The following is a 24,357-nucleotide window of genomic DNA, read 5'->3' as shown; positions in this document are numbered from 1 at the left end:
TGCTCACCCTCGCCCGAGCCGAACATGGAGGGGGTGCAGTGCGTGTGCGGCGTCGACCAGTTCCTCGACGCGGATGTCTTGGGCGAAGATGGCGGTTCCGATCTTGGTGAGCAGGGGGATGTTCTGGCGTCCGTCGCGATGTCGGGTCGAGTCGGCCAGTCCGGCGGCGAGGAGGTCTTGGTTCAGGCAGGGATGTGTCAACGGCAGCCCGATCCTGGCCATGAGAGCCAGGATCCGGGTGAGGGATTCCTCGTCGATGAGTGCGCGGTGGTGGGCGATCAGGCACGACACCGCCATATCGATCGCGACGGCTTCCCCGTGGAAGAGCATCGGTGTGGCAGCCAGTTCGAATGCGGGGCTGAAGGTGTGCCCGAAGTCGGGCAGACGTTGCAAATCGTCTTCCCACAGGTTGGGTTCGAGTTCGGCCAGGATCGCGGTGATCGCGGCGTCGATCACCGGCCCGCTCACCGTCGCGTCGGCCGCGAAGCTGTTCGCGCTGACCCATTCGCGGTGAATCACCTCGAACAGGGCCTGGTCTTTGACCAGTGCCATTTTCATGATTTCGGCCATTCCATTGGCGATCTGCCGGGCGGGCAGGGTTGCCAGGAAGTCGGGATCGATAAGGGTGTGAGTGGCCGGGAAGTAGGTGCCAAGGCGGTTCTTTCGCCCGTTGAAGTTGATACCGGTCTTGACCCCGACAGCGGCGTCGACCATCCCCAACAGCGTGGTCGGCACCCGAACGTAGGGGACACCGCGCCGGTAGATACTCGCGGCGAACCCGACCAGATCGGTGAGCACCCCACCACCCACGGCCACGACGGCGTCACGGCGACGGCTGAGCCCGAACTTGTCGAACTCGCGCACGATCCGCCCGACCGTGTCGGCATTCTTGCCGACCTCGCCGGTCTCGATCGGCAGCACCGTGTACGGCGCGCTGTAGTTGCCGAAGTAGCCGCGAATGCGGTCACCGTAGAGATGGGTCACCGCGGAGTCGACGATGATCAGGGATCGCCGGTTGTCGATTCCCACAACGTCGGCCAGATCCGGATTCGCAGGCTCCAGGCAGCCGCGGGTGCGCCGGATCGCATACGACATCGCCTGTGTCGCATCAACCGACCATTGACGTTCCATTCCTCGTCACTCCTTTCCCGGTACTAAGGGGCCGCCGTCGAGTCGGCGGCGTGTGTATTCGCCCGCCCCGCGCAGGGGATCGAGACCATCGGAAACCCACCGGGATATCCGGTCGCGGAACACCGTCGGCTGGTAGGTGGAGATCAGATACAGCCCGTCGGCCTCGGCATTGCGATACACACTCGCGAGGTAGTGCTCCCCCAGACTGTCGAGAACCCCACCAGCCAGCACTACCTGCTCGACACGGGCATCGACCGCCATCAGATACAGCAACGCCCGAGTCAGAGGAGCGGTCACATAGTCGAGGAACGCCCGCGCTGAATCCGAGCCCGCGTCGAGTCCGGCCCGCAACCGCGCAAGCCTCGACCCCGTATCAGGGTCGGCCAAGCCCAAGACGTCGGCCAGGCCCGCGAGTTGTTTGTCGATCGCGGTCCCCGAGGAAATCGCGGCGACGTGCCCAACGGCCGCGCAGTCGCATACCGGCGGCTCACCCCACAGTGATGACGCCGTCGTGAGGCTGGGGAGATGCCCGATTTCGCCCTGGATTCCGTGGACGGGATCCAGGTCCACCCAGCCGGTCTCGACGTTGATGGTGCGGGCGCCGATACCACTGCTCACCGTTACCGCGGTCAGGAATCTCGGGCCGCGCTCCCGCACAAGCGGATTGCTGGCGATCGCTATCGCCAGGCTGGTGAGATCGTTGACGATCCACCACCGCAACGTTGGTTCGGCCGTGGACAGCGCCGCGTGGAGGTCGACCGGATCGGTGCAGTCACCCCATAGCGGGGCGCTGGCCAGGACTTGCCCGGTGTGGCCGTTGGTCGCCGCGCCGATCGAGATCCCGACAGCCACAGCATCCGGCTGGCGGGCAGCCAACTCCCGAGACCGGTCGAGCACGTGTCGAATCAGCAACTCTTGCAGGGACGCCGCGTTGCTGCCGGTACGCGCTCGCGTCACGGCCGGATGAATCTCGACCTCGAATAGGACGCCGTCGGTGTTCAGGATCGCTGAGCGCCACCAGGTTCCACCGAGGTCGAAGACGATGACCGGAGCGAGCGCTTCCTGCCTCACGGTCGGGTTCCCGCGGCCGGCTCGTCGACGAGCAGGTAGCCGTCGTCGCCCAGGATCACCGCGGCCGGAGACAATGGGGTTGCGGCACTGCGGATTGCGGCCACGGCGGCGGCTTTGGCCGGTCCCATCGCGAGGATGAGGCGGGTTGGCACAGCCTGGAGATACGGCACGTTCAAACTCACGCGCGGCTGCCCGTCGCAGCTCGTAGCGATCGCGCGTTCGGGACGCTGCGCGTTGAGGTCTCGGGGAAAGATCGATGCGGTGTGGCCGTCGACGCCCACACCCAATATCGCGATATCCGGCACGCCCACCGGGCGCACGACCGACAGTTGTTTGTCGTAGAGGGCCGCGATCTGCTCAGCGGGCCCATCCGGGATCGGAAACCAGTTCGGGCGATTTCCACGCTCACCGTGCGTTGTGAGGCCGAAGATCTCCTCGATCCCCGCCGAACTGCGGACATCGGGATCGACGAGCATGCGTTCGTCGGTCTGGACCAGACAGATTCGTGTCCAGTCCACATCCAAACGAGCCAACCGACGGTAGGTCTCCACCGGGGTCGAGCCACCTGTCAACGCGATCACGCATTCACCCCGGTCGGTGATCGCCTCCTCGATCTTCGCGCCGACTATCCCAGCGGCGGCCACGGCGACGGTCCTGGCGGTTTCCAGTACTCGGCAGGTGAACGACATCGGGTACTCCTTTCCTATCGGCCATTCGCAGACGCGGGGACGCGGGTCAGCTGCACCGGTAGTTCCTGGTGGCCGTGGCTGATGAAACTGTCCAGCGTCGTCAAGGTCGCCGGTTCGACGGCGAGCGTCAGGTCCGGGAACCGGGCGAACAGGGCGGGCAGCGCGACAGCGGCCTCGAGACGGGCCAGACCGGCCCCGAGGCAGTAGTGCGGTCCGTAGCCGAAGCTCAGATGTTCGGTCGTCGGCCTGCTGGGATCGAATTCGTCGGCGTCGGGACCAGACGGGTTCGCGGTGCGGTTGGCGGCGGCGATCGCGGCGACGATGGGATCACCGGCAGTGACGTGTTGGTCGGCTATGTCGAAATCGGTGACCGCGTAGCGCAGGGGCAAGGTCGCCACCGGTGGCGCGTAGCGCAGTGCCTCCTCGATCAGATGCGGCCATTTCACGGCGTCCGCGCGGACTCGAGCGAGGAGTCCGGGCCGGGTCAACAGCTCATAGATCGCCTGGTCGAGCAGATTCACCGTCGTCTCGAACCCAGCGGTGATCACCAACAGCAGCGTGTGCACGAGTTCTTCTTCGGTGAGCCGGTCCCCCTCGTCGCGGTGATCGATCAGCAGACTGGTCATGTCCTCGCCCGGCCTCGCGCGGCGCAGCGCCACCAGAGTGGTCAACAACTCCAGCATCTCGGCGAAGGTGAGCGCCGGATCGCGACGAGGGGCCGTGGAGAAGATCTCCTCCACGCACACCCGCAACCGTGGCTGGAGCAGATCGGGCACGCCCATCAACCCGGTGATCACCCGGACCGGCACCTGGGCGGCGAATTCCTCACGCAGATCGACCACCTCACCGTCAGGACGCGCAGCCAACCCGTCGAGGAGATCGTTGACGATCTGATGGACCTGTAGTTGTAGTGCGGCGATTCTGCGACCTGTGAAGGCGGGACCGACGAGTTTGCGCAGCCGCTGATGGTCTTTGCCGTGCGCGGTGAACATGTTCCGGACGCTGACCCACGTGATCAGCGGCCAATCTGGCGGGATCTCGCCAGCGAGGAAGGCTGGCCAGTGTCGGTAGGTGTCCTTCGACACCCGGTGATCGATGAACAGCTCTTTGAGCAGGTCGGGGGTGGTGATCGCCCAGGCGCGTATTTCGCCTGGCAGCACAACCGGAACCAATGGTCCCCGTTCGCGAAGCTGAGTCGCTTCACCGGGTATATCGGCGCCGCTGACATCGAGCACGTACGGGCCGGAAGCGGATTTCAGATCGGTCATGCCAGGGCTCCAAGAGACGAGAGGTGTCGGGTCGTACGTGGACGGGAGGTCGCTCGGCTGCATCGGTCAGCAGTGGGTGTGCGGCGTGGTCGGGGTGAAGACCACCGGCAGGATTTCGAGTGCGTGATGGAACGGCCCGGCCCGCCACACCAACTCCTCCACCGAGCAAGCCAGTCGCAGATCGGGCAGCCGATCGAGCAACTCATCGATGGCGTCGACCGCGCACTGATAGGCGAGGGTGCGGGCCGGACACGAATGCGGCCCCGCCGAGAACGACAGGTGTGAGGCGTTGCGTCCGACCCGACCGAAACGGTCGGACTCGGGGGCACGGTTGCGGGGGTCGGTGTTGCAGGCCGCCATACCGATGAGCACCGGCTGATCCGCAGGCAAGGTGACACCATCGACCAGCACAGGCCGAGGCGGATACCGCACACACAAGTTCGCCAACGGCGGATTCCGACACAGCACCTCGTTCAACGCGTCCTCGGTCCGACACGCCCCACTCACGACCTGGTCACCGAAACCCCGATCGGTCACCATCAACAGCGCAGCGTTCGCGATCAGGTGTTGCAGCGGTTCGATCGCTGCCGCGTACATGGTCAGGACCTGCTCCCGCAGCTCCTGCTCGCTCATCCGGTCGGCGTGCGCGATCAACCGCGTCGGGATATCGCGGCCCGGTTGGGCGCGTTTGAGATCGATCAACGCACCCAACGCGCCATCGATGACCGCATCGACCACACCGGGGTCGGTGTCGGCCTCGAACATCATCGCGAAACCGCGAGCCAACTCTGCGCCGATCTCGGGTGGGCAGCCCATCATCGTGTTGATCGTCCGAAACGCGAGCGGTCCCGCGTAGTCGGCGATGAGGTCCATCGCGCCGTCGGCGGCGACCGCCGCGACGAGGTCGTGGCCGTGTCCGGCGACCACCGCGTGCAACTCGTGTAGGTCCACTCCCGCCAGCGCGGCGTTGGTGGCCTGCCGATAGAGAGCATGGGCATGCCCGTCGCTCCGCAAGGCGTTCTTGCGGGCTCCCATCATCGGCAGCACCGGGCACCGTGGATCCATCGTGGCCTGCCAGCGGCTCGGGTCCGCCCGGAAACGGTCCGTGTCGTGCAGGATCGCCACTGCCATCCGCCACCCGATCACCAGCGTCGCCGTAACTCCCGGGGCGAGTTCGACGTGCGCGAAATCAGGGTGGTAGCGGCGCATCTCGGCATACACGCGGTGCGGAGCGCTCGCGAAATCCGGTGAATATAACCGGAAGAGGGGACCGTCCAGGCCGTAGGGTCCCGGTTCCTGTCTGACCGGGCACCGCGGCGAGGGCGACAGCGGGCCATGGTTTGCGGGCGGCCGAGGGGCGGTGATGGTCATGAAGCGAACCCCGAAATCTGTTGCGACGACTGGCTCTGCCTGTCAGTTCATCGACTTCGATGTCGATGAACTGGCCGGAGTTGTAGCGGCAAGGGAGCTTTGATGCTGTGGTCGACCGCGCGAGGGTGCGTGGTGGCCGCCTCAGCCCCGATGCCGGGTACCGCATTCACAGTGGTTCAGAATGATTTCCAGTGGTATCGGACAACGTTGGGATACTGTTCGGATAGCGTGTGGATTTGCCTGGTCAGGCGGTTGAACCGGTGGGGGCGGTGATGGTCAGAGGGCGGGAATGGACCGGCTTCGAAGCGGTAGCTCTGCAGGAGGCGATGCGTCGGTCGATCCGTGAGTTCGCCGCGATGCTCGGCATCGACACCACCACGATCGCCAACTGGCGCTCCGGCCTCGCCGCGGTGACTCCACGACCTCGAACCCAAGCGATCCTCGACACCACGCTCGAACGACGCGCGACACCCGAAGACCGAGCCCGATTCGAGCAGATCGTGGCTGAAGGCCACACGGTCTGGCGCGAACGGCACCCTGGAACCAACCCCCGCACACTGATCCCAACGCAACCCCCACAGCCTCCCGACACCACGACTACCGCACCTGCGCCGAGCACGGCTAGCGTGGAGGTCAGCTATCCACGTGTGAAAGGCGAGGATCCTGTGGAGCGCACGGCATTCCTCCGGGTGATGACCGGCTCGGCCGCCGGGCTGATCCTCGGCGCAACCGGGCTCAACGAGCCCCACGAACCTCTCGACACACTCGAAAGCGCGCATATCGCACCCGAACTCGTGGACTACTTCCGCACCCAGCTCACCGGGCATTACACAGCGGACGCTGCCCTGGGACCACGGCACCTCATTCCCACCGTGCACGCTCAAACTGAACTGATCATCGGCCTGGCCAGCCGAGCCGATCCCCGCACACGCGGCGACTTACTCGAAACCGGTGCCGCCTACGCCGCTCTGCTCGGATGGCTACACCAAGACGCGGGCGACCTCGCCACGTCCACGCAATGGCGCCACACGACCTTGACCCTCGCACACCGTGCCGGTGCCCCGCAGATAATCTCCTACGCACTGTCCAACATGGCGATGCTCGCACTGGACCAACACGACGGCCGCGTCGTGGTCGAATACGCCCAAGCCGCCCAAGCCGCCGGACCCGCGCTGTCCCCGAAATGCCGCGTCATCGCGCTCCAACATGAAGCACACGGCCACGCCATGCTCGCCGACCGCGCCACCGCCGACCGCCTCCTCGATTACGTCGCCACCCTCATCCCCAGAGTCGATGACCAACACCCCTGGGGCAACGCGTGCCGCCGTACCCCGCACCACGTCGAAGTCCAACGCGCGATCAGCTACGGCCGCACCGGCACAACGCGAGACGCCACCGACGCCGTGGTCCTCTGGGACGAAATCATCGACTTACTGCCCGAATCGGGCCGCCGCGACAACGCGGTCTTCCGCGCCCGGCAGTCCACCGCGCTCGCCAAAATCCCCGACCCCGAGCGCGCCGTCTGGGCCGCCACCAAAGCCGCTACAGCCCTCGAAACGACCGGATCGGCCAGACTCCGCCGCGAATTGAAAGCCCTCCCCGGCCATGCCAGCGCATGGGCGCATACCTCAGCCGGTAGCGAACTCCACGCCGTCGTAGGGTCGCTGCCATGACCACCCCGCCCGCACCCTTGAACGACGAACAGATCGCCACCGCCCTCACCGGGCTGCCCGGCTGGAAACGCGACGGCCACGAGATCACACGCACCTTCGCCCACAGCTACCACGAATGCGTACACCTGGCGGTTTACGTCGCTGCCAAGGCCCGCGAGGTCAGCCACCACCCCGACATGCTGATCACCTGGCAACGCATCGAGTTCCGCATCACCACCCACGACTCCGGACGCAAACTCACCGAACTCGACTTCGACCTCGCACGACAAATCGATCAGATCGCCGCCGCCGCCGGAGCCACACCCGCCAGCGATATGTAATGCCGATTGCCGTTCGACCTGAGACGGACATTGGTGACCCCAGCCCAGGGAACGGCTCGTGAATCGCGCTCACCAGCGACCTTGAGCCCGCAGTTCGCCCTTGTCGCAGCTGATCAGCTCACAGCACGCTGAGCGTGGCCCTGACTTGGTCGATGCACGTTCAACGCCCCGACAGCGATAGTTGGTGCCGCCAGCAACGGAGCTGCACCGATTGCGCGACTACGTTTCCAGGACCGCGATTTCGCCGTTAGTACTCGGAATCAGTCTCACGCGATCCCTTCCACCAGAGAACGATCTCTCAGACACCGGCCGGACTCACTCAGAGCGAATCCAGGACGGTGGGTGGGCACCCGCACAAGCACGACTCCTCGCCCCTACCGCAGAGGTGCTGATGAATCTTCCACCGCGCCAAATCCCGCCACGTTGACCGACTTGAGGCTTGTCGAGGAACCTCACCGCCGACACCTGGGAGCGCCGATTGCCTGCGCCGGGAGTTGAAACACGCCGATAGTGCGGCTGATTCGCGCCGAATTGCGGCTGAGAGGGTCAGATCAGGTCGCTCCACGTCCACTCCGGGGCATCGCTCCCGGCGGGCTCGCGCCCGAACCGAAATCGCCCCAAGATCGAGATGTCGTTCACGACGAAGTGTGGGACAGAGCCTATAAATCCACAGTCCCCAGGAGGCTGGTTTAGGGTCGCTGGAGGACATGTCGAGGGCGGGAGCCGCATCTGTGAGCGCTGATGTTGTTGTGATCGTGCCGGGTATCACCGGCAGTGTTCTGGCTCGCGGACAGCGTGAGTTGTGGAGTCTGTCCGCCGCAGCGTTGCGTCGGGGTGTGCTGCACACCAGCGAGGTCCTCGATGAATTGCGGTTGCCTGCCGTGCCCGGGGATCGCGATGAGTACGCCGAGTTGGCGTTGGACAGCCCGGAGGTGATTCGAGGCATTCATGTATGGCCGGGGTTCTGGCACGGCTCGGGCTATGGCACGCTGATTGACAGGCTGACCAAGGCCGTCCCCGGTCGGGTACTGACCTTCGCCTACGACTGGCGACTGCCGAACGCCTACACTGCCTCGAATCTCAAACAGTTCGTCGAGGACTCGTTGACCCGGTTTCCAGGCAGCCGAATCACTTTCGTATGTCACTCGATGGGCGGGTTGATCACCCGCTACTACCTCGACGTGCTGGGCGGTCACGTGCATGCCGCGCGGTTAATCACGATCGGCACCCCGTTCAGCGGGTCGGTCAAAGCGGTGAAAGCGTTGACCGGAGACCTCTACCCCCGCATCCCTGGACTGGGCGAACGAGTCGCGCGGGTCGCGCGCACGTTCCCGTCGGTGGCCGAATTGCTGCCCACCTATAGGTGCGTCGACACCGGCCCGAACAGCGAACCAGTGGGACTCACCGACATCGAGATCCCCGGCCTCCCGGTCGAGACAGTGCTGCGGGGTCGACGTTTCCACGACGATCTGAATGCGGCGGTCGCCAGCGGCGGCAGTGGTTCGTACGCGTTGCACGTGTTCGCGGGCAAGCTTCAAGCCACCGACCAGAGCATCACTGTCAACGGCGCCAGCCTCGGATTTCAGCGGACCCAGCGCGGGATCGACCACGCCGGAGACGGCACGGTGTCGAGTTTCAGCGCGGTCCCGCCGGAGTGGGAACGCGACGAGCACGCTCTGTTCCGCCCCGCTAAACACGGACCGTTGGCCAAGCACCGAGATCTGCTCGACGACGTGATCGCCAAGGCCACCGCCCGCGAACTCGGCGCCATCCTCGCCCCGCTCGACGAACTGTCTCTGGACCTTCCCGAAGCCGCAGCGGCCGAGGGGCCGGTGGAGCTCGTGGTGACCAGCGGGTCGGCGAATCTGCGATTGCAGGCCACTGTTTTCGACGCCGACGACAACCCGCACGACACTCATATACCCGTTCGTCCGGACGAGAGCGGTCACCGGTACCGGACTGCGTTGCGGTTGCCGCCCGGGTTGTGGCAGATCCGCGTCGAGGAAATAACCAGACAGCCACGCGCCTTCGTCGAAGACCTCATCACCGTGCTGTGACTCCGGTTTCGGTGACGGCGGCAACAATCGATCGGTGTCCGCTGCCGCGCAATTGGACCCGGTCGAAGGCGCACGCGGCAACCGTCCCGCCTGTGCGAGTGCAGCGGCGACAGTCTCGCTATCCTTATCTGGTTCTGGCAGGACCGCCATGTCAGCGCTCCAGTCGAGCGAAGGTCCTCAGCACAACGATCGGATGACACCGTAACGAACTGCGGGCGATTGGCGAGGAGGGCACGCGTCCGGTGGAAGCGCAGGATGTGCACGGCTGGTTCACTACTGTGGTCATCGACGCATACGGTGACCACACGCTGAACCTGCCCAATGCTGCCGAGCATGCAGAACTCATCGCCGATGTGCTGCATGAACGCGGTTTCATGGAGAACCCGCGAATCGGTAGCACCGCGACTCACGATGTGCACAATTGGCTCAACGGTTGGAAACCGGTCGGACCCCGAATGTTGTTGTATTGGACAGGACATGCTCAGGCATCCGTTGATGATATCGCGTTGTTCTGCGGCGACTACGAACCGAGTAAACCTGCCAACAAAGTGACCGGTCGGCTGCTCGCGGAAGTGCTGGCACAGCAGGCCGCGATACAGATCGTGGTGATCCTCGACACCTGCAAAGCAGGGATCGGCGTGGACTCGATCACCGAAACATTCCGCCGCCATGTCAAGAGCCGTTCCTATCCGGTTGGGCGAGAACCACAACTCGCTGTTCTGAGTTCGGCCGGAAACCAAGAATTCGCACGGGACGGCGTTTTCGCTGAAGCCATGGCACACGTCCTACGTCATGGCCCCCCGGCCTCGACTGCCACCTACAACAGTTGGACACAACACGACATCCTGATCACACCCTACGAACTGTTCGATGCCATCCGACAACGTCTGCACGACATCGACGCCCACCAACAACCCGATTTCAATCAGGCGATTTCTGTCCCCGGCTTCTTCCCGTTCTTGCCCAACCGTCGCCACAATCCGTACCGCCCCGACGCGATCGTGGAAACTCTGCGTCAGCGAGCATTTGCCGAGTCCGACCTGCTCGAACACTTCCTCATCAAATTTCGTGGCATCGACACCCTGACTGCCGACGGTTGGCACTACTCACCGCGACCCGAACCTCAGGCCCGGATCACGCGGTGGTTGCTCGATGGAGACGGAATCCTCATCGTCACAGGACCACCGGGCTCCGGCAAGTCAGCGCTGCTGGGTTGGCTGGCAGCGATATCGATGCCCGAATATCGTGGTCATGTAGCGGCCATGCTCAGCGATGGGGGAATCGAGCTCCCACCCCCCGATGTGGTGGACGCCGGTATTCACGCCAAGCAACGCACCCTGCAGGAATGCGTGAGCTTTCTCGGCGACGCGCTCAACCTGCCTCAACCGGACAGAGGATGGCAGGAGCCAGGTCCGCTGGTCAACGCTATCGGTCTCCTCCCCCTCCAGAAGGGACGGAAGGTCACTATCCTCCTCGACGCGCTCGATGAAGCTTACGCGGCTGACCAAACGCGGATCGCTCGCGATCTGCTCGTCGCTCTGGCCGCGCTCGAAGGAGTACGAGTGATTGTGGGTACGCGGCCCAACCGCGAAGACCACGCCGACCCGACCCACGCGACACCAGACGGAGCATGGAGCTCCGACGGCCCGCTCATCCGGGCTCTCACCACCACAGAAGATCGGATACTGCGCCTGGACACCGACCCCGGCGCAGCCCATGCGATCACAACCTATGTGTCTCATCGCCTGCTCGACTCCACCACCAATTCTCCCTATCGCGGCCGATCAGACCTCGCCGAGTCCGTCGCAGAAGTCATAGCCAAGAAAAGCGACGGAATCTTCCTGTTCGCCCGTCTGGTAACCCGCGCCCTGATCAGACGCAGCACCGTCCTCACCCCATCCGATCCCGAAGCCAACGCGGTATTCAACGGCGGCGTCGCCGAGGCATTCGACGCCGACCTCACTAGCTACGGAACCGACCGCAATCGTGTACACGACCTGCTCAAACCCCTCGCATGGGCACAAGGGGCCGGACTACCACGTCGCGATATCTGGTTGACGATCGCCAACGCCATCGCACCTGTCGGCGCGCGCTATCACGGAGACGACCTGGCATGGGTTCTCGAATATGCCGGTGCTCACATCATCGAGTCCGGCGAGGACGGCCAAACCGTCTACCGCCTCTACCACCAAGCCTTCAACGACTACTTCCAACATGGCATAGATCCCATCCAAGTCCAGACAGCCATCACCGACGCTCTGATCACTCTCGTCGAAGCGGTGCCCAACCAAGCTCGGGACTGGGCACACGCCAACGCCTACCTGCACCGTCATCTCACCACCCATGCCACCGCCGCTGGCACCCTGGCCGAACTACTTACCGACACGCGTCTCTGGCTCTATACCGATATCGACCGTCTCGCCCGTGCACTCGTCAGCACCAAACTTCTCAACACTCCCAGCACGCGCCTGCTTCGAAGGGCACTCGACACCCTCCGCGCCGCCCACACTGCCGCCGAGCGAGCCACGATCCTCGCCGAGTTCGGTCTTCGCGATGAACCGCAGTCACTTCGGGATCTGACCACCAGACCTGAACTCGATTGGGAGCCCTGCTGGACGACAGCTCAACCGACATCGTTCCATCGCACGTTTCCCGAGCACTCCGGACAGATGAATTCTGTCGCCTTCGCACACAGACCCGGGAAGACTGCATTACTGGTCGGTGGCTCCAGTGAGGGGTATCTGCGGGTCTGGGACGCGGAAACAGGTGAGCCGATCGGAGCACCTATCGAGACCGCCGTCGGCCCGGTGTGGTCGATCGCAACGGTGACCTGTTCAGAGCATTCAGTGTTGGTGGCCAGCGGCTCAAGCGATGGAATTGTGGCGGTATGGAATGCCCTGACGGGAGAGCTTGAGGGAGCAATATTGGAGCACAGCGATTCAGTGTTTTCGGTCGCAATGACAACTCGCTCTGATGGCTCACCGATACTTGCGAGCGGTTCAATCGATGGAACCGTGACCATGTGGGATGTAATTTCAGGTGAGCAATTGAAACAAACGATTTCCGCGCACAACGAGCCCGTCTACTCGGTGGCACTCGGAACTCGCGCCGCCGACTCAATGGTTCTCGCGAGCGGCGCCGAGGACGGAACCATTCGATTGTGGGACGTGCAGTCGCTCGAGCCTCTCGGACAACCTCTTGTCGGGCACACCGAAGCGGTGCTGGCAGTAGCCTTCGGAACTACGGCCGACGGCCAGTTCATACTTGCCAGCAGTTCTGCCGATCAAACGGCACGACTTTGGGATGTCCAGTCGGGGGGGCCTATCGGCGCACCATTGGCGGGCCACACAGGCGCGGTGAATTCTGTAGCGCTCGGCTATCTCCCGAACGCTCACCTGCTATTGGCCAGCGGCTCAATTGATCGGACAGTGCGGGTTTGGGATGTCAGCTCCGGGAAACTGGTCGCGCCGCCGCTGACCGGACACACCGATGAGATCGTATCGGTGTCCTGTGCACCACACGGTGATTCCATACTGTTGGCAAGCGCGTCCAACGATCGAACCGTGAGAGTCTGGGACGTCGACGTCGGCTACATGATCGGATCACCTTCGGTCGAATCAACACAGCTCGTGAATGCTGTCGCCATCGTGTCACGCGACGCTGATTCCGCGCTGGTAGCAAGTGGTTCAACGGACCGAACCGTGCAGGTATGGGATGCGACTTCGGGTGTGCCTCTCACCGCACCTATACGAGGTCACACCAATGAAGTACTCGCCGTGACCTTGGGGCAAGCGACTGACGGGCGGGTTCTGCTGGCCAGCGGATCGGCCGATCGGACCATTCGCGTCTGGGACGCAGAGACTGGTGAACCTGTCGGCCATCCTCTGACGGGCCACAGCGGCGATGTCCTGTCGGTAGCCCTTGTGCCTCTCCCTGACAACAATGTGCTCCTCGCAAGCGGATCGAGCGACCGGACCATCAGGCTCTGGGGTTCGATGAGAGGAAGGCCCATCAGGAGAGAAATAGCAGGGCACTCGGGTGCGGTTACATCGGTCGCTATCGCACCCAGGCCGAACGGATCGATACTGCTGGTCAGCGGTTCCACCGATGGAACCGTACGGATGTGGGATGTCGACACCGGCGCGCCGATCAGACAACCTGTGACCAACCGTCACGATAGGGTGAACGCGGTCTCGGTAGCGACTTGCTCGAACGGTCGGGTGCTTGTGGCCTGCGGATGCTCGAATGGCTCCGTGTGGATCTGGGAAGTCGAGTCCGGAAAACTCGTCCGATCGCTCCTCATCAAGCACCCTGACGAGGTCTGGTCGGTGGCATTGGCCACCAAAGCAGACGGATCCGCAGTCCTTGTCAGCGGCTGCGGTGACCAAACGATGCGCTTGTGGGATGCAATGACAGGTCGAGAAATGGGACCACCCATAACTGGCCACACCGGCACTACCAACGCGACAGCGTTGACAACTCAGTCGGACTCGACAATCCTGCTGGCCAGCAGTTCAGGCAACCTGTACATGCGCGCTATCCCCGACGTACCGCAATCTCCTTAGGCGGTGAACGCGCAGTTCATCAAGTCCACAGTCGTGTTGACCCGACCCCGTTGGTGCGTTCCCGTGGACGAACACTGCCGCCGCACTGTACGCACACACCGGCCGATGCTGGCTTGCCTCCGAGATCGCGATCATCGGCGCTGCCTCCCCCTTTCCAACCGCTTACACGAAACAGCCCGACGAAAGGCCGTTCGGAAACACCGGGCATCCCGCCGAACTCCATGCCCAAACCCGCACGAACAATCACAATGCCGAATGGTGGCGCGAGCAACTCGGTACCCTCGACAATGAACTTGCCCAAGCAGAGTGGGCGCTCGCGCTGTGGAGCATCGCCACCGGACCAGTCGTCTCAGAACTGCTACCTACGCTGGAAACGTGCTCGGCCAGCTTCCTGAACCACGCAGCATCGTACTGAGTGCCGCGGAACGGATCTCTCGCTTCGGTTGGCTGAATAATCGACCTCTCACAGCCGCTCCGGACGGCCAGGAGTTGGCTGCACTACACAAACTCCGCGCCGAGCTGTCGCCACCGGAACGACGTCACGCGATGCCCACATGGCCTGAACGTTCCGCACAACCGTCTTCGTTGCTCAGCGTTGCGAGGCAGGAGTCATGGCTGAAAGTCGACGCGAAGCCCACATAACGATAGCAAGACCGCGCCTACACCGCAGGCGCGGTCACAAGTACTCGCACAGGCCACAACTCGTCACCTTGAGTCGCATGAAGGTGATCCCTGTCGGGCATACCCGTCCAAGAAGATAAGAATGCCCGACAAACTATTCACCCAATTGAGAAATAGGACTAATCCGGCCGCAAGTAGTCGAATCCCGCTTCAATCGTCAGCATGCCCCAGGAAAAACGCTGTTCAGCGCCGGTCCCATCCGTGTGGTACCCCGCCGAGAGCTCGAACCTGCGACATCCGGGATCGTCTCGTCGCTGCTATTTGCCGATGACCAGCAGTTTTCGATGTTGAAACAGGTTGGCGTACTGGTCGATCCCCCCTCCGGCCACAACGCTTATTATTGATTTACCCCTTTTGACCTGTGCATATAGATGCGAGTCAAAGCTGTATCCGTGCCGTGCGAGTCGCGAAACCGCAGGCAGGAGCCCGTGGGGGCCAACACGGGTCAATCTGAGAGATCCTTGAGAAACCGACGACATCAGCGGATCATCGGACCTCCCTACCGCAGACGACATCAACCGATCGCATCCACCGCAGGCAACCCTGGCTGCACCGCTTCCGAAGGTGGACCCAATGCAGAAACCGGACCTGTCCCAGAACTCTTCACCGACGCACGCCACCCGCCGAGGAGGCCGGCACCGAGCCTGCAGAGCTCGAAGTCATAATCCCGACGAATCCGCCCGACCCCACACCCGCCGCGGCTTGAGCATTGCTGGATCTCCTCACCAACCTCGTAACCAGGCCGCTATAGCCGAACCCGCGAAACAGATGACGATCCCCACGGCGCAGACCGAGCACAAGAGTTGTTCGCCGACGCGACGGGCAAGTTCCGGTAGCGGCTCGAGGCGTGCAACGGCGAGATCATCGCCCGGTCCCAGACCAACGTCGGTCCAGCGGACGATCGCGCGGACGCCGTCGGATTTCATTTCCGCGTACCAGCCAGCGGCCGCGGGGCCGTCCAGGTTTGGCCAGCATCGGTGCTGGCATCGCCAGACCCATAACCAATAACCGTATGTGAGGTTCCCCGCTAATCCGGGGGAAAACCAAACCGCCCGAACGCGCTGACTCTGCGCCAGGCCTGGCGCGACAGAGTCGCCGAGTTCATGCGACCGGTGACAGCCGCGTCCACGCAGGCGTCATCAACGTCATGACCCACAACAACCTAGTAGGTATCGGGCCCACTCATTTTCTAGAAGCTCAGCGTCGGGTCACTTCCGGCGTGCCTACTCAGTTTGATGACCGGGACAACTCCGACGTCGAGGCACAGCTTTGCCCAGTCGGCAATCTTCTGCTTCAGGATCACCGATTTGATGTCGGCGATGTTGGCGGGCAGCTTCTTCGCCTTGTAGCCGAGCCACAGGCAGTATCGTTCAGGTTTGGCTAGGTCGGTGACAGTGGCTTTGTTCCGGATGAGTTCCAGGACCGTTGTCGCCTGGTCGCAGACATAGCCGAGCTTCTGTGCGGTGCCGAACTTCACGGCGAACACGGTCTTTTCGAGGCTCAGGTCCCATGCTTCGACCGGTGTGCCGGACGCGATCACCGCCAGACTGAAATCCTTGTCGGCCTTCTTATAACCCGCCCCGCCGACCTGATCGGAATCATTGAATGACGGTTCTGTTCCGGTGAGCACCTCGAAGATCTCCTCGGTCGGCTCGACCTTGATTTCCCGCACGTATTTATCGATGAAAGCCAGGTAGTCCTGGTTGAATTGCTTCCAGACGCCGCCGGACAGTGTCGCCCTGTGCGAGTCGACCGTGTATTCCAGGGCCTGTTTCAAGGTTAGGTGCGGCTTGTGCCAGTCACCGTCGTCCGTGAACCGTGTGATCTCTATGGCGAGTATTTCGTCGCGCGTCAGTTGTCGGGAACTTATATACAGGCGGAGGTCTGCGACGGTGAGGTCGTGGTCGAAACCCTTCTCCGGGAACAGCATCGACTTCTTGTGGCGGGCTTTCAGGTCATATTTTCCGGGCTTTCCAAACAGAGAGTTGAAGTCGGCATCACACAGATCCAAGCTGTTTGTGGCGAATTCACCCTGGTCGCCGATTCCGAGAATAGCATCGAGGAGGAGGTCGTCCAGTACGGCCAGCAGTTGCTTGTCCTTCACCGGTGTTTCGCGGGGCAGACTGAACTGTTCCGGGTTTTTCAGTTCCGTCTCGATAGACGACAGAAACGCGGGGATCCCTCTTATATCGATAGGCGGCGACAGGGCGGCAGAGGCGCTGAAATTGCCGGCCGTCCCGTACATATCCCGCTTCGATCCGATGATTGCCGCACGGATCTGGTCGATCGACTCGCCGCCCTCGATGTCGAGGTGGGTGTGCGACCGGTAGACCCGGCTCTCCCTCCTCCTGACGCTGTGGGACCGCTTCGTCCCGGTTTGCTTGACATCGCGTTCGTTGGCGATCCGTTTGGCCAGGTCGAGACCGAACTCGTAGTCACACAGCGACCGGGCCTGGTGATGGCCTGATCCATAGGACGCGGCATAGCACGAGGAGTCATGGTGGAAGATGTGCAGGCCCGCATGCTCCTTCCTAGTGGGAACTTCCCGGTTCTGGAAGAACGACTCGTACCGCTTCACCCACCCCGTAACAGCATCCTCGCCCTCCTCGAACCAGAATTCCGAATCCCATCCGCCGTCAGCGTATGCGTGGATCAACGTATAGCCGTCGTCTTGGAGACGTGCGCGAAGTGCCTCCAGCGAATTTCGTGGAATCTTGAAGATGCTCAGTTCCATCCCGTGGCTCCCGGCCGGTGCTCGTGGTCGAACGTTGAGCGCTGTCACGGCAAGTCGCGATCTACACCACCGTGATCCATTGCCCGGCGCTACCCCGCCTCGAAAAGTACCGCATCCCGACGGAATCGGTAACGGGAACACTCGGCGGTACCGGATGGACTCGGCGATCTCAAGGTCGGTGGTGGAACGTCCAAGGCCGAACGCGAGCGGGGCCACACCGGTCCAAGCACTACACCCCCACCCACAGTCGCCGCCTACTGCGAAGCCACCGACTCACCCTCACCGGCCACACCGGCATGGTGAACTCGGTGGCGTGCACCACCCTCGACGGGCACCCCGTCACCGCCAGCACCGATGAGACGGTGCGGGGACCGCCACACCGGCCATGAAGACACTGTGCTCACGCCGTTCACAGCACCGATTCCGGACCGTCTGGCTCAGCCGGTCAGACCTTCAGAGCAAACCTTTCGTGGTCAACCCGCGCCAGCGGCATCCGATCACGTAGCTTTGGACGCCATGACCTACGACCTGTCCCGGCTCGGCAGCAACCGATTCGAACACATGGTGCAGGCGCTGGCGTTGGCCAAACTCGGGCCCGGAATCCAGATCTTCGGGGCCGGGCCGGACGGTGGGCGTGAAGCGACCTTCCGCGGCGAGATCGCCATGGAGGGCAGGGGTACGTGGAACGGCTACGGAGTGATTCAGGCGAAATACAAAGAGCGGCTGGGTGAAACGGCAGCGGACCAAAAGTGGTTCTTCGAACAGATCACCGCCGAGCTCAACGATTGGATCGATCCGAAGAAGAAGCGTCACCACAACAAGCCCGACTATCTCATCCTCGTCACCAATGTCGCGCTGACCGGCGTCTCCCAGACGGGAGGACTGGACCGTCTCGACCGAATGTTCTCGCAATACCGCGAAATGGGCGAAAAGCAGTCGGACGGAACCCTCCGGAAGACCGGTATGCCCGACTTCCGGGACTACCACGTGTGGCACGCTGAGTACCTGGACCGCCTACTGGAGGCCCATGCCGAGATACGCCGGTGTTACGCGGATCTGGTCCTGCCCGGAGACATACTGACGCGACTGCTCGGTCAGGTCGAAGAGGACGACGCGCGGATCGCCCACGCATGGATCGGCCACGTCGCGGGCGCCATGAAATCCGATACCACCGTAGAACTCGGTGAATCCGGCGATAATACCAACTCGAAGTTGTCACTCGCAGAAGTCGCTGTGGACCTTCCTGCTTCGTCCGTGGCGGGTTCCCGAAAGACCTCGCCGGTACTGAAGGCACTCGTCGAACGAGGCGATCAAGTCCTCTCGCCCGCGCATAGACCCGCCGCGAAAGATCGAATGGTGGTCCTGGGCGGACCCGGCTCCGGCAAATCGACGATCTCCCGACTGCTGTGCCAACTCTATCGGGTGCCACTACTGGAGAACTCAGCCTCCGGCCGGATCACTGCGCAGACAGCCGAACGCGCGAACCGGATACGCATTAGTTTCGAGGCCGCCGGTCTGCCGGATCCGACCCTGCACCGCCTTCCAGTCCGGGTGGTGTTGAGCAAGTTCGCCGACCTGGTGAGCCGAGACACCGACCTGACCCTGCTCCAGCACATCGTCAGCCTGATCAACCACCGCGCGTCGGATCCGATCACCGTGGTACAGGCCAAGCGCCTGCTGAACGCCTGGCCTGTGCTCGTGGTCCTCGACGGCATGGACGAGGTGGCTTCCGCCGTCATCCGTGAGGAAGTGTCAGCGCGGATCGCGGACTTCCTGAACGAGATGGCGGCCCTGCGAGCCGATGTCTTCACCGTGTGCACCTCCCGGCCGATAGGCTTCGACCGCGACCCGGACATCGACTACGAAGAACTGCATCTCGCTTCGCTGACAACCACAGACGCGATGCACTACGCCTCACGTCTATTGGCGTGTCGATTCGCGGACAACCTCGACCGGCAGGAACAAGTAGTCGAACGGTTGACCACGGCCTCGCGCAGTGAGGACACGGCTCGATTGATGACCTCACCGCTGCAAGTGACGATTCTGAGTCTCCTGCTCGAGCAACGGCGTCAGGCGCCCGCCAGTCGATATGCCCTGTTCAAGAACTACTACGACATCATCTACGCACGTGAGTGCGACAAGCCAGAAGGCATCGGCGACGTCCTCGAGATGTACCGTTCTCAATTCGATCAGCTTCACGAACAATGCGGACTGGCGATCCACGCGCGCGCCGAGCGTGGCGGTGCCGCCGAATCGATCCTGCCGGTCGATGAACTGGAGAACATCGCACGCGGGATCCTCGAAGCCGAGGGACACCAGGAATCGCAGCAAGAAACCCTGATCGAGAAGATCCTGCACCTCGCCAGGCAACGACTCGTTCTGTTGGTCGCGCGAGGAGATGGCCTTGCCTTCGAGGTCCGCAGTCTCACCGAGTTCTTCGCAGCACGCTGCCTCATGGCCAAAGAGGACGCCGCCGACAAGCTCGAACTCATGGTCCCCTCCGCCCACTGGCGCCATACCTGGCTGCTGGCGGCGGGCTACATCTTCTCCGAAAGGCACTGGCTGCGAGACACGGTATTGAACCGCCTGAACACCGTGGACAACCGGGACGCGGTGAATCGGCTCGTGATGCCCGGCGCGGTCCTGGCCATCGATGCCCTTCAGGATGGATTCGCCGCCAACGCGCCGAGATTCGAGCAGGACCTGGCGCAGGCCGCCATGAAGCTGTTGAAAGGCCCCATCGGCAGCCACATAACGTGGCTCGCCGACGCGCTCGCTCCATTCATGGATCGTTCCGACAATATCGCGCGATCCGTGTGGCGCGAAGTCGAAGCCCTCCTGGCCGACCAGAGCCCCGGCGCGACCCGGGCGTTTCTCACAGGTCTGGGAACAACCGAATTCGAGGCGATAGCGGCCCGCGCGACCAACAGACTCGTCGAGTACAGCGAACGCAACAGCACTGCTTCCACCGATGACGCCCCAACCGACCTCTCAGCCATCGCAACCCTCCGCGGTCAACTCCTCGAGATGGGCTTTACCGACCTCTCACCGGCGATCAGCATCCGAGCCGATCTGGATTTCTTCGATGCCGTCGTGCGCCAAAGCATCGACGATGGCCCGGCCGACGTAGCCGTCGTCAAAGCGCGAGAACTCATCATCGAGGGCGTACGAAACAACTACCGCCACAGATCGAGAATCCGCGCCCGCCTCGCCGAAGCGATCGCCCACGACTACATCGGTCATCACCTCATCTGACTCAGCTCAAGGCCAGGCAGGCTCGCTCAAGCATCTCGGGATCGGTCCGTCAGTCGCGATTGATGGCTGTGCCGAGCCGTGCACGTATTTCAGCTCACCTCGGCACAACTCGCCGTAACGAACCGGGATTTGACCGGTCGATGAGGAAGGGGTCGCGGTCGATGATCGTTTAGTCGCCCCTGGAATCGGCGGGTGTTGCCATGCTGCGTGTGCTGATAGAACGGTGTGAGATCCCGCAACGGAAGGAACCCGATGGGGCGAATAACTCCCGCAACTGCCGCGCCGGTACTCCGCACCCTGGTTGTAGCGCTGATTGCCGCGACGATCGGGGCGCCGAGCGCGGTGACGACGACCGCCGAGGCGCCTCCGACTCGGGATGACGGCTTTTGCATCGATGAGAAGACGCGCGTGCGCAACGGGTTGCGCGTCAGTGACCCCAGTTGCCTTCATGACCACGGCCGCTTCCACAATCACGAGCGCTTCCATATTCCGCCGACTCTTCTTGAACCCGGCTATCTCCCGAAGGTTGGGGCTTCGTGACCACAGACGCGCACGCGGTACAAGATCAGGTGCCCGTTCGTCGCGGCCACCTCGGCAGTTAGACGGGGCCGCTGTCCCGACTGTCGACGATTCACTCGGCACAGAGTCAGGTATTCGTAAAAATAACGGACAAGCATGTGTCCATCTCATTCAAAATGGTGTTGGCTTCGAGTCGATTCGGCATGGTGCCTGCCTGGTGCATATATCGATTTCTTTTGTCGACGATGGCCTTCTGAAAATTGTCTCGTTGTCTCGGTGTCAGAACGCCGTGGATCTGGAGCTCGATGAGATAGGCCCCCAAGCCGAACTTCGGCTTTCCGGTTTTCTTGTCTGTGGGTGTCCATCCCTTGTGTGCCAGCACTTCCTTGAGCGAGGTGTCCAGTGCGCGGGTGGTGTGAAGGACCTTCAGCAGCCAACTGTCGGTCTTGTCGGAGCGCTCAGCAGCCGCGATCCGGTTGAGCTCGTGGATGATGTCGTTCAGGAGTAGCGAGCCTCTGAGCGCGGGATGAGCACTCGCAAGGACACGCATTGTGTTGAGACGGTTCTTCTTCGGCACCCTCATACCCCATCGTTGATCATCTGGAAGCCCGCGAACGCGGCAGCGCGGTACGGCTTGAGAATGTCGGACGCCACGCCCTCGATCACCGGCCCTGTACGTGCGTGATGCAACGGCAGGTACGCGTCTTGTGAGTACAGTGCCTCGACGGCTGCGGACAATGTGTCCGAATTCGACGAGTAGTCGAGGTTGACCGCAGCGGAGATCCACTGTCCGATAACGCGGATTACGGCTGAGCGCGTGGGTAGAGGTGTCCGGGGGGCCGCGTAGAGAATTCCATTGTCAAGGTCGATGGTTGGCGGCAGGCGGTGTCTTCGACCGACAGTATTACGGCCCAAGTAGGAGATCGGCACCCCTTGCGCCCGTCGCTCAGGAACGGCGTCTCGCGTGAACACCAGTTCGTCTTCCCCGGTGCCATCCCGCATCGCCCAAGCGTCACCGAAGCGGCGCATGTGGAACGGCCTCAGCTCGGCGACGATTCCCCTCGGGGCGTAGCCCGACGGCTCCAGGCGGCTGCGATGCGACTGCACGGTCGTTACGCCGTACCGGATCGCATCGAACAATTCGACGTCCCCGTCGGACAACTCCCGAGTCGGTGGCTCGCACACCAGCACGAACTCGGTGTTCTTCGGTAGGGCAAGCCGAGACAACAGCGTCCGCGCACGCCCGGCGGACAGACCCGGTCTCGGGTCGCCCGACGCGTACACGAAGTAGGCCACCAACCCCTCGTCATCGCGGGCCAGTACGTCGGGACCGCGGACAAGGAACGGGTGGTCCGGATAGGCGACGATGTTGTCCTGATCTGGAGTAGACCTGCACAGAGCTTGCACGAGATCGCGACGACGCATGCCCTACAGAATATTTGCCCAGCAAGGCGGACTCCCGCCCCCTCCCGCTACACCGATCCGCCACAACGGTTACACGAGCGAACACAACGGCACAGCACGGTCCTGCGCGACCGAAAACGCGGGGTCGCCGCGCAATCTCGCCCCTCGAAGCAGGTGAGGGAGAAGTTTCTGCGGGCAACCGAAGCTGACCCGCGCATCCTGTACGAGTCACCGACACCCATAATGCCGTATCGCTATCAAACACCAGTGAAGGGTCGGCACTGTTTTCGGCATTGAAGAAGGTCAACGTGTTGGTCGATTCCCCTCTCTGAACACCTCTTCTGGGAAGTCCGGCACCCCCAATACGAAAGGCGCTTTGAGTAGCGTGGCCTTCAACTCCGCTTTGATATTCTTATCAGCCGATGACCAGCAGTTTTCGGTTTTGCAAGATGTCGGCGTACTGGTCGATTCCCCCTACGGACACAGACACTACGCACACGGGAGGTGGAGCGGCTTCAGCGACGAGACTGTATTGGTGGCCACGCCTTCCAATGAATTGTCAGCGATACAGCTCCCGGGCAGACCGTCGGGGATACGTAACTATGAAAAGATCAGGCCTACCCGACGGTCCGGTCTCGAAATGGCGAATGGGTTAATCCGACTTCAGATATCCGAATCCTGCTTCAATCGACAGTGTGCCCCAGGAAAACCGCTGTTCATCGCCGGTCCCATCCTTGTGGTGCCCCGCCAAGGGCTCGAACCTTCGACAGCAATCCCCGATCGCTCCATTCCCAGCACTGGGCCGCGTCGAAGCGACTCTCGTGCTGCACACACAGAATTTCGCCGTGCCAGTCCCGGCCATCGGGGCGATGTGTGGGCGTAGTCCTGTGGATCGATCAGCGCAGGACGCGCGTGAGGAATCGTTGCTCGTCCTCGATGGTGACGGTGAGGTCGATGGCGGCGAGTTCGGTGAAGTCGATCCCGGTTCCTGGGCGATGAACTGTCAGTCCGCAGCCTCGATAGAAACTGGCCAGGCTCGGGTCGTCGAGGATCTGCCCGTGCAGGACATGGGCTTTCATGGTGCGGGCCGCGGCGAGAGCGGCGCGGACGAGTACGGTTCCGATACCTCGGCGTTGGTATTGGTCATCGACTGCAAGGACTTGGATTTCGACGGTGCGCAACAACGCGGGCAGCAGTTGGTCGGGGTTGTTGGCCAAGACCCGGGTCAGCAGCCAGACCGCGGGTCCGGCGATGATCCCTCCAACGAGTTGGCCGTCGAGGACCGCGACGGCCACCGTGGTGCGGGTGGCTGCGGCAGAGGGCACACCGTGGCTGTCGAGGGTTTCCGCGATGGTGTGCGGGGTCGTGTCGGCGGCGACGCCGAGTAGCCCGTTGCGGTGGGACCCGAGTAGCTGATCGACCAGGGACTCCGGGTCACCCACCCCGGACTCTTGCGACCAGCCCACGAACCGATGTAATTCGGATTCGCTGTCCACGGAGCGGACGGCGATACGTCGAGGGGGCCGGTCGATGTCGACGCGGGGGCGTCCCGTGAGGTGTTGTCCGAGCATGGATGTCTCCCTTCGTGCACCGAGGCGGGCGTGGCAGCCCGCCTCGGT

General features: G+C 62.8%; 14 protein-coding genes. 5 read left to right on the top strand and 9 right to left on the bottom strand.

What is annotated here, in order from left to right; genetic code table 11:
• Positions 1–3 precede the first annotated feature (3 nt).
• From OG225_RS06395 to OG225_RS06375, 5 genes are all read right to left on the bottom strand, one after another.
• On the bottom strand, positions 4–1,131 hold the full coding sequence (locus tag OG225_RS06395; protein ID WP_405180814.1) for a sedoheptulose 7-phosphate cyclase: 1,128 nt from the start codon (positions 1,129–1,131) through the stop codon (positions 4–6).
• Positions 1,132–1,137: 6 nt separating this feature from the next.
• The gene (locus OG225_RS06390) at positions 1,138–2,202 is read right to left on the bottom strand and encodes an ROK family protein (protein ID WP_405180813.1); all 1,065 of its coding nucleotides are present in this window, start codon (positions 2,200–2,202) and stop codon (positions 1,138–1,140) included.
• Positions 2,199–2,891: a 6-phosphogluconolactonase gene (locus OG225_RS06385; protein ID WP_405180812.1), complete on the bottom strand. Its 693-nt coding sequence runs from the start codon at positions 2,889–2,891 to the stop codon at positions 2,199–2,201. Before OG225_RS06385 ends, OG225_RS06390 begins: the two co-directional genes overlap by 4 nt.
• Before the next feature lie 14 nt (positions 2,892–2,905).
• Positions 2,906–4,159: a cytochrome P450 gene (locus OG225_RS06380; RefSeq protein WP_405180811.1), complete on the bottom strand. Its 1,254-nt coding sequence runs from the start codon at positions 4,157–4,159 to the stop codon at positions 2,906–2,908.
• 66 nt (positions 4,160–4,225) lie between these two features.
• On the bottom strand, positions 4,226–5,368 hold the full coding sequence (locus tag OG225_RS06375; RefSeq protein WP_405180810.1) for a cytochrome P450: 1,143 nt from the start codon (positions 5,366–5,368) through the stop codon (positions 4,226–4,228).
• 488 nt (positions 5,369–5,856) lie between these two features.
• On the opposite strand from OG225_RS06375, the gene OG225_RS06370 reads away from it, so the two are divergent.
• From OG225_RS06370 to OG225_RS06355, 4 genes are all read left to right on the top strand, one after another.
• Entirely contained in the window at positions 5,857–7,203 is a 1,347-nt protein-coding gene (locus OG225_RS06370) for a hypothetical protein (protein WP_405180809.1), read from the top strand.
• Positions 7,200–7,523, top strand: coding sequence for a 4a-hydroxytetrahydrobiopterin dehydratase (locus tag OG225_RS06365; protein ID WP_405180808.1), 324 nt, complete (start codon positions 7,200–7,202; stop codon positions 7,521–7,523). Before OG225_RS06370 ends, OG225_RS06365 begins: the two co-directional genes overlap by 4 nt.
• A gap of 731 nt (positions 7,524–8,254) precedes the next feature.
• Positions 8,255–9,580, top strand: coding sequence for an esterase/lipase family protein (locus tag OG225_RS06360; RefSeq protein ID WP_405180807.1), 1,326 nt, complete (start codon positions 8,255–8,257; stop codon positions 9,578–9,580).
• A gap of 242 nt (positions 9,581–9,822) precedes the next feature.
• Positions 9,823–14,145 carry a hypothetical protein gene (locus tag OG225_RS06355; RefSeq protein WP_405180806.1) on the top strand — a complete coding sequence of 1,441 codons (4,323 nt, stop codon included), beginning with the start codon at positions 9,823–9,825 and terminating at the stop codon, positions 14,143–14,145.
• 1,870 nt (positions 14,146–16,015) lie between these two features.
• Here OG225_RS06355 and OG225_RS06350 read toward each other — a convergent pair.
• Entirely contained in the window at positions 16,016–17,560 is a 1,545-nt protein-coding gene (locus OG225_RS06350; protein ID WP_405180805.1) for a DUF6119 family protein, read from the bottom strand.
• Positions 17,561–17,956: 396 nt separating this feature from the next.
• On the opposite strand from OG225_RS06350, the gene OG225_RS06345 reads away from it, so the two are divergent.
• Positions 17,957–20,815: an NACHT domain-containing protein gene (locus tag OG225_RS06345; RefSeq protein ID WP_405180804.1), complete on the top strand. Its 2,859-nt coding sequence runs from the start codon at positions 17,957–17,959 to the stop codon at positions 20,813–20,815.
• Between the two features lie 646 nt (positions 20,816–21,461).
• On the opposite strand, the gene OG225_RS06340 is transcribed toward OG225_RS06345, so the two are convergent.
• The 3 genes from OG225_RS06340 to OG225_RS06330 form a co-directional block, all read right to left on the bottom strand.
• Positions 21,462–21,911 (bottom strand): hypothetical protein, encoded by a 450-nt coding sequence (locus OG225_RS06340; protein ID WP_405180803.1) that lies wholly within the window; start codon positions 21,909–21,911, stop codon positions 21,462–21,464.
• 2 nt (positions 21,912–21,913) lie between these two features.
• Entirely contained in the window at positions 21,914–22,759 is an 846-nt protein-coding gene (locus OG225_RS06335) for a hypothetical protein (protein ID WP_405180802.1), read from the bottom strand.
• A gap of 875 nt (positions 22,760–23,634) precedes the next feature.
• Positions 23,635–24,309 carry a GNAT family N-acetyltransferase gene (locus OG225_RS06330; RefSeq protein WP_405180801.1) on the bottom strand — a complete coding sequence of 225 codons (675 nt, stop codon included), beginning with the start codon at positions 24,307–24,309 and terminating at the stop codon, positions 23,635–23,637.
• Between the last annotated feature and the right edge of the window lie 48 nt (positions 24,310–24,357).

Source organism: Nocardia sp. NBC_01377 (genome assembly GCF_045040005.1).
Classification (GTDB): Bacteria; Actinomycetota; Actinomycetes; order Mycobacteriales; family Mycobacteriaceae; genus Nocardia; species Nocardia noduli.
Note: the sequence above shows the minus strand (reverse complement) of the source record. Positions and strands in the feature narration are given on the sequence as shown.

Coding starts and splice junctions, on each gene's coding strand:
- OG225_RS06395 (WP_405180814.1), bottom strand. CDS start 1,131: ATGGAACGTCAATGGTCGGTTGATGCGACACAGGCGATGTCGTATGCG.
- OG225_RS06350 (WP_405180805.1), bottom strand. CDS start 17,560: ATGGAACTGAGCATCTTCAAGATTCCACGAAATTCGCTGGAGGCACTT.
- OG225_RS06370 (WP_405180809.1), top strand. CDS start 5,857: ATGCGTCGGTCGATCCGTGAGTTCGCCGCGATGCTCGGCATCGACACC.
- OG225_RS06330 (WP_405180801.1), bottom strand. CDS start 24,309: ATGCTCGGACAACACCTCACGGGACGCCCCCGCGTCGACATCGACCGG.
- OG225_RS06335 (WP_405180802.1), bottom strand. CDS start 22,759: ATGCGTCGTCGCGATCTCGTGCAAGCTCTGTGCAGGTCTACTCCAGAT.
- OG225_RS06385 (WP_405180812.1), bottom strand. CDS start 2,891: ATGTCGTTCACCTGCCGAGTACTGGAAACCGCCAGGACCGTCGCCGTG.
- OG225_RS06380 (WP_405180811.1), bottom strand. CDS start 4,159: ATGACCGATCTGAAATCCGCTTCCGGCCCGTACGTGCTCGATGTCAGC.
- OG225_RS06365 (WP_405180808.1), top strand. CDS start 7,200: ATGACCACCCCGCCCGCACCCTTGAACGACGAACAGATCGCCACCGCC.
- OG225_RS06375 (WP_405180810.1), bottom strand. CDS start 5,368: ATGCGCCGCTACCACCCTGATTTCGCGCACGTCGAACTCGCCCCGGGA.